At 78.6% G+C, this 11433-nt stretch carries 10 protein-coding genes; 5 read left to right on the plus strand and 5 right to left on the minus strand.

All coding sequences use genetic code 11. From position 1 onward, the window contains the following. Positions 1 to 13: 13 nt before the first annotated feature. From ACRYMN_RS00275 to ACRYMN_RS00285, 3 genes are all read left to right on the plus strand, one after another. Positions 14 to 1255, plus strand: coding sequence for an acetamidase/formamidase family protein (locus ACRYMN_RS00275; RefSeq protein WP_432490833.1), 1242 nt, complete (start codon positions 14 to 16; stop codon positions 1253 to 1255). 146 nt (positions 1256 to 1401) lie between these two features. Continuing rightward, positions 1402 to 2814, plus strand: a complete 1413-nt coding sequence (locus ACRYMN_RS00280) for a hemolysin family protein (RefSeq protein ID WP_432490914.1) — start codon at positions 1402 to 1404, stop codon at positions 2812 to 2814. Further along, entirely contained in the window at positions 2811 to 3851 is a 1041-nt protein-coding gene (locus tag ACRYMN_RS00285; protein ID WP_432490834.1) for a hemolysin family protein, read from the plus strand. The genes ACRYMN_RS00280 and ACRYMN_RS00285 overlap by 4 nt, the downstream gene beginning before the upstream one ends. Positions 3852 to 3917: 66 nt before the next feature. Here ACRYMN_RS00285 and ACRYMN_RS00290 read toward each other — a convergent pair whose 3' ends face one another. After that, positions 3918 to 4280, minus strand: coding sequence for a PRC-barrel domain-containing protein (locus tag ACRYMN_RS00290; protein ID WP_432490835.1), 363 nt, complete (start codon positions 4278 to 4280; stop codon positions 3918 to 3920). Between the two features lie 139 nt (positions 4281 to 4419). On the opposite strand from ACRYMN_RS00290, the gene ACRYMN_RS00295 reads away from it, so the two are divergent. Beyond that, positions 4420 to 5406 carry a hypothetical protein gene (locus ACRYMN_RS00295; RefSeq protein WP_432490836.1) on the plus strand — a complete coding sequence of 329 codons (987 nt, stop codon included), beginning with the start codon at positions 4420 to 4422 and terminating at the stop codon, positions 5404 to 5406. Positions 5407 to 5422: 16 nt separating this feature from the next. Here the strand turns inward: ACRYMN_RS00295 and ACRYMN_RS00300 are convergent, their stop codons facing one another. From ACRYMN_RS00300 to ACRYMN_RS00315, 4 genes are all read right to left on the minus strand, one after another. Continuing rightward, complete coding sequence (locus tag ACRYMN_RS00300) at positions 5423 to 6400, minus strand: NAD(+)/NADH kinase (RefSeq protein ID WP_432490837.1); 978 nt, start codon at positions 6398 to 6400, stop codon at positions 5423 to 5425. Positions 6401 to 6481: 81 nt separating this feature from the next. After that, entirely contained in the window at positions 6482 to 7348 is an 867-nt protein-coding gene (locus ACRYMN_RS00305) for an ABC transporter ATP-binding protein (RefSeq protein WP_432490838.1), read from the minus strand. A gap of 56 nt (positions 7349 to 7404) precedes the next feature. Then, positions 7405 to 8520, minus strand: coding sequence for a FecCD family ABC transporter permease (locus tag ACRYMN_RS00310; protein WP_432490839.1), 1116 nt, complete (start codon positions 8518 to 8520; stop codon positions 7405 to 7407). Then, positions 8517 to 9578 (minus strand): FecCD family ABC transporter permease, encoded by a 1062-nt coding sequence (locus tag ACRYMN_RS00315; protein ID WP_432490840.1) that lies wholly within the window; start codon positions 9576 to 9578, stop codon positions 8517 to 8519. The genes ACRYMN_RS00310 and ACRYMN_RS00315 overlap by 4 nt, the downstream gene beginning before the upstream one ends. A gap of 312 nt (positions 9579 to 9890) precedes the next feature. Between ACRYMN_RS00315 and ACRYMN_RS00320 the strand changes: the two genes are divergently transcribed. Next, positions 9891 to 11423 carry a DEAD/DEAH box helicase gene (locus ACRYMN_RS00320; RefSeq protein ID WP_432490841.1) on the plus strand — a complete coding sequence of 511 codons (1533 nt, stop codon included), beginning with the start codon at positions 9891 to 9893 and terminating at the stop codon, positions 11421 to 11423. Positions 11424 to 11433: the final 10 nt, after the last annotated feature.

Here is an 11433-nt window from a genome sequence, read left to right on the forward strand (position 1 = left end):
TGCAGTGCCGCCCATGAGCACCCCCCACCCCCGCCGCTCCGTCCTGCGCGCGGCGGCCGGCCTGTCCGCCGGCGCCGCCGCCACCACCGCCCTGACCCCCGCCGCCGCGGCCGCCCCCGCCGCGCCGGTGCGCACCCTGCAGCGCGGCACCGGCCGGCGCCGCCGCGGCACCTACGTGCCCGCCGGGCCGGGGGACGTCCTGTGGGGCCGCCTGCCCAACCGCGACACCGAGCCGGTGGCGGTGGTGCACCCCGGCGACGTCGTCGTCCTCGACACCGTCTCGCACGAGGGGATCCTGGAGGACCAGGGCAAGGACCCGCTGGGCTACTTCACCTCCTTCGGCGTGCCCGAGCGCGACGTGCTGCGCGACGCGGTGGAGATCGCCGCCGGGGTGCCCCACGACGGTCCCGGCCCGCACGTGGTCAGCCGCCCCGTGGCCGTCGCCGGCGCCGAGCCGGGCGACGTGCTGAAGGTGGAGGTGCTCGACCTGGAGCTGCGCGTGCCCTACGGGGTGATCTCCAACCGGCACGGCAGGGGCGCGCTGCCCGGGGAGCTGCCCGAGGCCTGGCGCGGCGACCCGGCGCTGGCGCAGTACTTCAACCCCGGCGGCAACGTCAGCGTCTTCACCTCCGTGGCGCCCTCGCGCGCCGGCCTGGTCGGCGTCATGCCCGGCGAGCGCGCCCCGCGCTTCCCGCTGGCGCCGTTCCTGGGCCTCATGGGCGTCGCGCGCGATACCTCCGCCCTGGTGGACTCCGTCCCGCCGACCGTCGCCGGCGGCAACATGGACGTCAAGGACCTCGTCGTCGGCTCCACCCTGTACCTGCCGGTGCAGGTGCCCGGGGCGATGTTCTTCGTCGGCGACCCGCACATGGCGCAGGGCCACGGCGAGGTGGCGCTGACGGCCATGGAGGGCTCGCTGCGCGCCACGGTGCGCCTGTCGGTGGTGCGCCCCGGCGAGGGCGCGCCGCGCCTGACGGCCGACTACCCCTTCGCCGAGACGCCCGAGCACTGGATCCCGGTGGGCCTGTCGGACCCGGACGGGCCCGAGGGCGGCGGCAACGGCACCGACCTCGACGAGGCGATGCGCACGGCGGTGCGCAACGCCATGTCCTTCCTCACCGAGGACCTCGGCCTGCCGGGCCCGGTCGCCTACGCCTACCTCAGCGCCGCCGGCGACTTCCACGTCTCGCAGGTCGTGGACCGCACCGTCGGCGTGCACGCCACGCTGCGCAAGTCGGACCTCGGCCGGCGCTGAGCGGGCGGACCCCCGCCGCGCCCGCCCGCGCGGGGCGCGGCGGGGGCCCGCTGCTCGTAGGATCCAGGGGTCATGGACTCACCCGCCGGGCCGCGCAGCGGCCCACCCCACCACCGCGTCCCGGCCTCCCCCGAGGGGCCCTCGTGCTGACGGAGTGGCTCCTGCTGCTCGTCGGGGTCCTGCTCACCCTGGGCACCGCCGTCTTCGTCGCCGCCGAGTTCTCCTTCGTCACGCTGGACCGCTTCGCGGTCGAGAAGGCCGCCGAGGAGGGCGACCGCCGCGCCGCCGGGGTCCTGCCGGCGCTGACGACCCTGTCCACCCAGCTCTCCGGCGCGCAGGTCGGCATCACGCTGACCACCCTGCTGCTCGGCTACCTCATGGAGCCCTCGCTGGCGGCGCTGCTGGACGTGCCGCTGAGCGGTGCGGGCCTGTCCGAGCCGGTGGCCTCCACGGTCTCCACCGTCGCCAGCGTCGTCGTCGCCACCGTCTTCTCGATGGTCCTGGGCGAGCTGGTGCCCAAGAACCTGGCCCTGAGCCTGCCGCTGCGCACCGCCGGCGTCGCCGCCCCGCTGCAGCGCGGCTTCACCTGGCTGGCCGGCCCGCTCATCGCCGTCCTCAACGGCAGCGCGAACCGCGTGCTGCGGGCCGTGGGCGTGGAGCCGCAGGAGGAGCTCTCCGGCGCCCGCTCGGCGCGCGAGCTGGCCTCGCTGGTGCGCCGCTCCGCCGACATGGGCACCCTCGACCCGGGCACCGCGAACCTGCTCAGCCGCACCCTCGTCTTCGGCGACCAGACCGCCGCCGACGTGATGACCCCGCGCGTGCGCATGGAGGCCGTGCGCCTGGAGGAGAGCGCCGCCGACGTGGTGGCGCTGGCCCGCTCCACCGGGCACTCGCGCTTCCCCGTCACCGGCGACGACGACGACGACGTGCGCGGCGTCGTGCACGTCAAGGCCGCGGTGGCCGTGCCCGTCGAGCGCCGCCACGAGGTGCCGGCCGCGGCCCTCATGCAGGACGTGCGCCGCGTGCCGGACTCCCTGCGGCTGGAACCGCTGCTGCTGCAGCTGCGGCAGAAGGGCCTGCAGTTCGCCCTCGTCGTCGACGAGTACGGCGGCACCGCCGGGGTGGTCACCCTCGAGGACCTCGTCGAGGAGATCGTCGGCGACGTCTCCGACGAGCACGACCGCGACCGCGACCGCGCGGGCCTGCGCCAGCACCGCGACGGCTCGTGGACGGTGCCGGGCCTGGCCCGCCCCGACGAGGTGCAGGACCGCACCGGCGTGGAGGTCCCCGAGGCGCCCGAGTACGAGACCCTGGGGGGCTTCGTGATGGCCCGGCTGACCCGCATCCCCGTCGTCGGCGACGAGGTCGCCGTGGACGGCGCCGTCCTGCGCGTGGCGCGCATGGAGGGCCGCCGGGTGGACCGGCTGCGGCTGCGGCTGCGCCCGCCCGCCGCGGTGGGCGCGCCGGTGCCCGGGGGCGCCCCGGCGGGTCCCGGAGCGCGCGCCGGTGCCCGCGCCGGTGCCCACGCCGCGTCCGCGGGCAGCGGGGAGGTCCGGTGAGCACCGGGGCCTCCCTGCTGGTCGGCGTGCTGCTGCTGGTCGGCAACGCCTTCTTCGTCGGCGCCGAGTTCGCCGTCCTGTCCGCGCGGCGCAGCCAGATCGAGCCGCTCGCGGCCACCAGCGCGCGCGCCCGCTCGGCGCTGCACGCCATGGAGCACGTCTCCGCGATGCTGGCGGCCTGCCAGCTCGGGGTCACGCTGTGCTCGCTGGGCCTGGGCGCGGTCGCCGAGCCGGCGCTGGCGCACCTGCTCGAACCGCTCTTCGAGGCGGTGCACCTGCCGCACGGCCTGGTGCACCCGGTCGCGGTCGTCATCGCCCTGACCGTCGTGGTGTACCTGCACGTCGTGGTCGGCGAGATGATCCCGAAGAACCTCAGCATCGCCGGCCCCGACCGCGCGGTGCTGCTGCTCGCGCCGCCGCTGGTGGCGATCGGGCGGGCCACCGGCCCGCTCATCCACGCGCTCAACGCCGTGACCAACGCGCTGCTGCGCCTGGCCGGGGTCGAGCCCAAGGACGAGGTCGCCAGCGCCTTTACGGTCGAGGAGGTGCAGTCGATCGTCGCCGAGAGCCGGCGCGAGGGCACCCTGGAGGACGAGCACGGGCTCGTCTCCGGGGCGCTGGAGTTCTCCGACCGCAGCGTCGGGGAGATCGCCGTGCCGCTGGCGGACCTGCGCACCGTCACCGTGGGCGCCACGCCCGCCGACGTCGAGGCGCTGGTGGCGCGCACCGGCTTCAGCCGCTTCCCCGTCCTGGACGCCTCCGGCGACCTGCACGGGTACCTGCACCTGAAGGACCTGCTCTACGCCGACGACGAGCGCTACACCGAGCCGGTGCCGGAGAAGCGCATCCGCCAGCTCGGCACCCTGGGCGACGCCGAGGAGGTCGAGGACGCCCTGGCGTCCATGCGCCGCACCGGCGCGCACCTGGCCCGCGTCGTCGACGCGGGCGGGCGGGTCACCGGCGTGGTCTTCCTCGAGGACGTCATCGAGGAGCTCGTCGGCGAGGTCAGCGACGCGACCCAGCGCGCCCGCGCCTGACGCGCGCGCCCCCCGCGCCGAGCGCGCGGGGGGCGCGGGGGGTGCACCGCCGGGGCGGCGGGGTCCTCAGCGGCGCGCCAGCCGGCGCCCGCTGGGCGTGTCCGCGGGGGTGTACGCCAGGCCGTAGTGCGCGTAGATGCGCGGCTCGTCGTCCGGGCCCAGCTCCTCGTCCGTGCCGAACTCCGGCGCGGCCTTGACGACCTCCTTCGTGACGGCCACCCGCACGTCGTGCCGGCCCACGGCCGCCTGGTCCAGCGGCACCACGACCACCTTCTTGAAGCCGGGCAGCCCGGTCTCCACGGCGGCGAAGAGCCACTCGTCGGTGGCCGCGTCGACGTACACCGACGCCAGCGTGCCGATCTTCTGGTCGGTCGCGTCGACGACGGCCGCGCCCTTCCACTGGTTGAGGTCCTGAACGAGGATCGCCATGGCGCCACTGTGGCCGAGGCCGCCGCGGGCGGCCACCGCGGCGCGCGGCGGTGCGCACGGGAGCTCCACGAGCCCTCCCCGCGCCCCGGCGCCCCGGCGGCGCGGGCGCCGCCGCGCGGGTGGGACGATGGGCGGCGGCATGAGCGAGCAGACGTCCGAGCGCAGCACCCTGACCATCAACTGGGTCCAGATCGCCGGCGGCGCCCTGGCGGCCGTCACGTCGGCGGTCCTGATCGCCGGGCTGCGGAGCCTGGGCCCGGTGAGCACCCTCGTGGGCGCCGCGGTCGGCAGCGTGGTCGCCTCCACGGCCGCGGCGGTCTACAACCACTACCTGGACACCAGCCGCGAGCGGCTGGCCGAGGCCGCCCGCCGCGCGCGCGGGCGCCGCCACGAGCCCTCCCCGGTGCCCGCCGAGCAGGACGAGCACCCCGAGCGCGCGGACCCGCCGGTGCCCGCCGGGCAGCGGGGCGGTGAGCCGGCGCCGCTCCCGCCGGCGCCGCAGCGCGCCCGGCGCGGGCGCCTGCTGCACGCCGTGCTGCTGGGGGTGTCCGCGTTCGTGCTCTCCGTCGGCGGCATCGCCGCCTACGAGTCCCTGGGCGGGCGCAGCGTGGCCGCCGAGCGGCAGGGCGTGGACCGCGACGACCCGGTGAGCACCGGCATCCTCGGCGGCACGCTGACCGAGGCGCCCAGCACCCCGGCGTCGGAGCGGTCCCCCTCCGCGCAGCCCACGGACGCGCCCGGCGCCACGGCCACCCCTACCTCCACCCCCACGGCGAGCGGCGACGCCGCGCCCGGCGGCGCTCCCACGGCCGGCCCGACGCGCTCGGGCCCCCCGGCGAGCGAGCCGGCGCAGGCGCCCACGGCCCGCGGCACCGCCACGGCCACCGCCACGCCGAGCGGGGACGGCTCGGGCAGCGGCTCGGGGAGCGACGCGCCCGCGAGCCCGTCCGGCGACGCGGACGCGGCCACCGGCGCGGACACGGCGGCCGCGGCCGACGGGACGGGTGCCGCGGCCGCGGACCCGCTCGCCGCCCCGCAGGACGCCGCGGTGGACGCGGTCGGCGCCGCGGTCGGCACGAGCACGGCGGGCGGCGGCTCGGGGTCCTCGGGCGCCACCGGCTCCTGAGGACGCGGCGGGGCGCTCAGCCGCGCCGCGGCGGGTGCGGGTCCTCCTGGCGCGGCTGCTCCGGGCGGCGCACCCCGTGCGGCACCAGCTCCAGCATCTCGTCGGGCAGCAGCGGCAGGTCCAGCAGGCTCAGCTTCACCCGCGAGCGGCGGCCGTGGCCGCTGGGGTCCAGCCGGATGACGTGCCCGGCGTCGCGCTGGACGCTGACCTCCACGGCGGAGCCGACGGGCAGCTCGCCGGAGGCCACGCCGTCCAGCTCCAGCACCGGCGCGCCGGAGGACTCCAGCAGCTCCAGGCGCACCGGCTCGTCCACGCCCAGCACGATGGGCCGCGCGATGCCGGACATCGGCGCCACGGGCGTGACGACGAGGGCGTCGGCGCCGGGGGAGACCACCGGGCCGCCGGCGGCGTAGCTGTAGGCGGTCGAGCCGGTGGGGGTGGCCAGCACCACCGCGTCGCAGCGCAGGTAGCCGATGCGCTGCCCGGCGACGGACAGGGCGGCGACGACCGCCCCGCGCCCCGGCGTGCGCGCCAGCGCCACGTCGTTGAAGGCGACCGCCTCGCGGCCCGGGGCGCTCAGCCGCAGGCACAGGTGCGGCTCGACGGTGAAGTCGCCGGCCGTGATGCGCTCCAGCGCCCCGGGCAGCTCGCGCGGCTCCAGCTCCACCAGGAAGCCCAGGTGGCCGAGGTTGACGCCCAGCACCGGCACGCCGCGCCCGACGAGCAGGCGCAGCGCCCCGAGCATCGTGCCGTCGCCGCCGAGGCTGACGACGGCGTCGACCGTGGCGGCGAACTCCTCCTCGTCCAGCACCACGTCCCCGCCGCGCTCGCCGAACCGGGCCGCGTCCGCGCGCAGGACCGCGACCTCGCCGCCGTGCGCGCGGGCCCAGTCCAGCACCAGGGACGCCTGCGCCAGCACGTCGCGCGTGGGGTGCACCACGAGCCCCAGGCGCTTGCCGCGGCGCGGACCGGGAGGGGGTGGGGCGGCGGGCACGTGCCCCACGCTACTGCCCGTCGCGGCGCCCGCCCCGGCGTCGCGGGGCGGCAGCGCCCGGGGCGGGGCTCGGGGCGGGGCTCACGGCAGCGCGGCGGGCCGGGCGGGCGCGGCCCCGCGCCGCCGCGCCCGCGGCACCACCAGCGGCGTGCCCGTCTCGGGGTCGGGCACCACCACGCACGGCAGCCCGAAGACCTCCTCGACGAGGTCGGCGGTGACGATCGAGGCCGGCTCGCCCTCGGCGACCACCCGGCCCTCGCGCAGGGCGATGAGGTGCGTGGCGTAGCGGCAGGCGTGGTTGAGGTCGTGCAGCACCGCCACGAGGGTGCGGCCCCGCTCCTCGTGCAGCTGCGCGCACAGGTCCAGCACCTCGACCTGGTGGGCGATGTCGAGGTAGGTCGTCGGCTCGTCCAGCAGCAGCAGCGGCGTCTCCTGCGCCAGCGCCATGGCGATCCACACGCGCTGGCGCTGCCCGCCGGACAGCTCGTCCACGCCGCGCTCGGCCAGCTCCAGCACCCCGGTGGCGGCCATGGCGGCGTCCACGGCGCGCTCGTCCTCGAGCGTCCACTGCCGCAGCAGCCCCTGGTGCGGGAAGCGCCCGCGCGCGACGAGGTCGGCGACGCTGATGCCGTCGGGCGCCGTGGCCGACTGCGGCAGCAGGCCCAGGCGGCGGGCGACCTCCTTGGACGGCAGCGTCTGGATGACCGAGCCGTCCAGGTAGACGTGGCCGCGCTCGGGCGCCAGCATCCGCGCCAGCGCGCGCAGCAGGGTGGACTTGCCGCAGGCGTTGGGCCCGATGACGACCGTGAAGGAGCCGTCGGGCACCTCCACGTCCAGGCCCGAGGCGATGGTGCGCTCGCCGTAGGCGAGGGTCAGGTCCTCGCCGCGCAGCCGGTTGCCGCCGGCGCCGGGGGCCGCGGTGCGGGTGCGGGCGCGCTTGAGGGCCACTGCTCGGCCGTCCTCTCCGGGGTCGGGTGTCGGGGGCGCGGGGGGCGCGGGGGTGCTCAGCCGCGCCCGCGGCGCCACTGCGACGCCAGCAGGTGGGCCAGGTACAGGCCGCCGACGGCGCCGGTGACGACGCCCACGGGCAGCTGGGTGGGGGCGAAGGCGCGCTGGGCGACGAGGTCGCTGACCGCGACGACCAGCGCCCCGGTCAGCCCGGCGGCCACCAGGCCCGGGCCGGCGGCGCGGGTCAGCCGGCGGGCCACCTGGGGGGCCGCCAGGGCGACGAAGGCGACCGGGCCGGCGGCCATCGCCGCCAGCGCGGTGACGACCACGCCGACCGCGAGCACCCCCGTGCGCACCGGCCCCACCCGCACGCCCAGCGCGCGGGCGGTGTCGTCGCCCAGCTCCAGCAGCCCCAGCGGGCGGCTGAGCACCAGCGCCACCGGCAGCAGCAGCGCCAGGCCGGCGCCCAGGGGCAGGGCCTGCTCCCAGCCGCGGCCGTTGAGGCTGCCGGTGATCCACACCTGCGCCGCCTGCGCCCGGTCCACGTCGGCGCGGGTGAGCAGGTAGTTGTTGGCCGCCTGCAGCACCGCCGTCAGGCCGATGCCGACGAGGACGAGCCGGTGGCCGGCCGCCCCGCCGCCGCGGGCGAGCAGGTGCACCGCCAGGGCGGTGGCGCACCCGCCGAGCACCGCGCCGGCGGGCACCGCCGCCCCCGCGCCGCCGAGCACGAGCAGGACGACCAGCGCGCCGGTGACGGCGCCCTGGGTGAAGCCGATGACGTCCGGGCTGCCCAGCGGGTTGCGCGTGACGAGCTGGAAGACGGCGCCGGCCACGCCCAGCGCGACGCCCACGAGCAGGCCGGTGACCAGGCGCGGCAGCCGCAGGCCCAGCACGATGAACTCGGCGCCGCGCTCGCCGCGCCCGGCCAGCGTGCGCAGCACCTCCGGCACGCTCAGCGGGTAGTCGCCGGTGCCCAGGCTCACGGCGCCCACCAGCACCACGAGCGCGGCGAGCACCGCGCACACCGCGGCGCTGCGCCCGTCCACGCGCGCGCTCAGCGCCCCGCCGCGCCCCAGGCGCACGGTGCGCCCGCGGCGCGCGCGGGCGGCGACGGGGCGCGCCGGGGCGGGCAGCGGCGGCGCGGCGGGGCGCGAGGGGGCGTGCGCGCTCACAGCTGCGCCACCCGGCGCCGGCGGACCAGGGCGATGAGCACGGGTGCTCCCAGCAGCGCGGTCACGATGCTGACCTCCAGCTCCCCGGGGCGCGCGACGACCCGGCCGAGGACGTCGCTCAGCAGCAGCAGCGCCGGCGACAGGACGACGGACAGGGACAGCACCCAGCGCTGGTCCGGGCCGGTCAGGGCGCGCACGGCGTGCGGCACGGCCAGCCCCACGAACCAGATCGGCCCGGCGGTGGCGGTGGCCGCCCCGCACAGCAGGGTCACCGCCAGGGCGGTCAGCAGCCGGGTGCGCCCCACGCGCACGCCCAGCGCCCGCCCGGGGTCCACGCCCAGGGCCAGCGCGTTCAGCGGGCGCGCCTGCGCCAGCCCCAGGACGGTGCCGACGGCGAAGAAGGGCAGCACCTGCACCAGGGCGTCGAGGTCCTGCCCGGCCAGGGAGCCGACCTGCCAGAAGCGGAAGCGGTCGAAGGTGCGCTGGTCCAGCAGCACCTGCGCGGTGGTCGTGGAGGTCAGGGCGACGCTGACGGCGGTGCCGGCCAGCGCCAGGCGCACCGGGGTGGCGCCGCCGCGACCGGCGGAGCCCAGGACGTAGACCACCGCGGAGGCCGCCGCCGCCCCGGCCATCGAGGCCCACACCAGGCCCAGGCGCGAGGTCAGGCCCAGCACGCCCACGCCGGTGACCATCGCGGCCGCCGCGCCGGAGGTCACGCCCAGCAGGCCGGGGTCGGCCAGCGGGTTGCGCGTCAGCGCCTGCATGAGGGCGCCGGACAGGCCGAGGGCGGAGCCGACGGCCAGGCCCAGCAGGGTGCGCGGCACGCGCAGCTCGCGCACCACCAGCGCGTCCTGGGAGCCGTCGGCGCCGGCCAGGGCCTGCACCACCGTGCCCAGGGGGACCGCCCGGGTGCCGACGGCCAGGCTGGCGACCACCGCGGCGGCCAGCAGCGCCAGGGCCAGCACGAGGGCGGTGGCGCGCGGACCGCGGCCGGCGCGGGGCCGGGCCGCGGCGCCACCGGCGACCGCGGCCGCGGGCGGGGTCGTCGCGGGTGCCACGAGAAGTGAGGTTAGCCTGTCTTCACGTCGGGGCGAACGGGTGCGCACCTCCCCGGCGGCCGGCGGGCACGTGACGTGGGCCACTCCCGGGCGGTGCGCGGCGGCGCGCCGGGCGGGTGGGGAACAGCCGGCCCCCGCGGCCGGTTACGCTGGATGCAGCGGGGGCGCCGTCGGCGCGCCCGCGGTCGAGTGTTCAGCGCACCGGCGGGCCCCAGGTCCGCCCGTGGCGCGCAGGTCCCTCGCGCGGCGCCCCGGGCACCGCAGCGGGAGCGGTCGGGCACCACGGCCACCCCCGTCGTCCGAGAGGCACCTGTGAACCCCTCCGCGCCTAGCGGCTCCCGCACGCCCGAGACCACCGGCCAGCGCGCCCCGCGCCGCCGCGCCCGCGGCGGCGGCGTGCCCGCCCCGCGCACCGACGCCGCCGCGCCGCAGCGCGCCGCGCAGGCCCCGGCCCCGGCCGTGCCGGCGGCCCCCGCGCCCGAGCGCGCCGCCGACACCCGCTCCTTCGCCGAGCTCGGCGTGCCCGCCGAGCTCGTGCGGGTCCTGGCCGCCGACGGCGTCAGCGCGCCGTTCCCCATCCAGTCGGCCACGCTGCCCGACTCCCTGGCCGGGCGCGACGTGCTCGGCCGCGGCCGCACCGGCAGCGGCAAGACCATCGCCTTCGCGCTGCCCCTGGTGGCGCGCCTGGCCGCCTCGGGCACCGCCCGGCGCAGCACCCGCCCGCGCGGGCTGGTCCTGGTGCCCACGCGCGAGCTGGCCAACCAGGTCTCCGCCACCGTCACCCCGCTGGCCCGCGCCGCGGGCCTGCGCACCGCCGTCGTCTTCGGCGGCGTGGGGCAGAACCCGCAGGTGGCCGCCCTGCGCGAGGGCGTCGACGTGCTCATCGCCTGCCCGGGCCGGCTGGAGGACCTCATCCGCCAGGGCCACTGCCGCCTGGACGCGGTGGAGGTCACCGTCCTGGACGAGGCCGACCACATGGCCGACCTCGGCTTCCTGCCCGGCGTCAAGCGCCTGCTGGACGCCACCCCCGCCGGCGGGCAGCGCCTGCTCTTCTCCGCCACGCTCGACAACGGCGTGGACGTGCTCGTCAAGCGCTACCTCTCGCAGCCGGTGACGCACTCGGTGGACCCGGCCGTGGCGCCGGTCTCCACGATGGAGCACCACGTGCTGGAGGTCCCCGCCGACGGCAAGGCCGCGCTGGTGCGCGAGCTGGCCTCCGGCCGCGGGCGCACCGTGCTGTTCACCCGCACCAAGCACGCGGCCAAGAAGCTGGCCAAGCAGCTGACCGCGGGCGGCACCCCGGCCGTGGACCTGCACGGCAACCTCAGCCAGAACGCCCGCGAGCGCAACCTCGGCGCGTTCTCCGACGGCTCGGTGCGCGTGCTGGTGGCCACCGACATCGCCGCGCGCGGCATCCACGTCGACGACGTCTCCCTGGTGGTGCACGTGGACCCGCCCACGGAGCACAAGGCCTACCTGCACCGCTCCGGGCGCACCGCCCGCGCCGGCGCCGAGGGCGTCGTCGTCACCGTCGCCACCCCCGACCAGCGCGGCGACGTGCGCACGCTGGCCCGCCAGGCGGGCATCTCCCCGACCTGGACCAGCGCCCCCGCGGGCACCGCCCTGCTCGACCGCCTCGTCGGCGAGCGCGCGGCGTGGGTGGACCCGGAGAGCTCCCCGGTGCCCACCGCCCCCGCCCAGCCGCAGCGCGCGCCGCGCCAGCCGCGCCAGCAGCCGCGCGCGGCCGCCGCGGCCGCGCCCGCCGCCGGTGCGGGTGCCGGTGCGGGTGCCCCGCGCCGCCGTCGCCGCGGTGGCCGCGGCCGCGGCGGGGCGCCCGCCGCCTGAGCCGGCTCCC

The organism is Kineococcus gypseus (genome assembly GCF_050871305.1).
GTDB lineage: Bacteria > Actinomycetota > Actinomycetes > Actinomycetales > Kineococcaceae > Kineococcus > Kineococcus gypseus.

What these genes read in the sequence shown, in the direction of transcription:
- ACRYMN_RS00295 (WP_432490836.1), top strand. Translation starts at nt 4,420, where the DNA reads ATGAGCGAGCAGACGTCCGAGCGCAGCACCCTGACCATCAACTGGGTC.
- ACRYMN_RS00290 (WP_432490835.1), bottom strand. Translation starts at nt 4,280, where the DNA reads ATGGCGATCCTCGTTCAGGACCTCAACCAGTGGAAGGGCGCGGCCGTC.
- ACRYMN_RS00275 (WP_432490833.1), top strand. Translation starts at nt 14, where the DNA reads ATGAGCACCCCCCACCCCCGCCGCTCCGTCCTGCGCGCGGCGGCCGGC.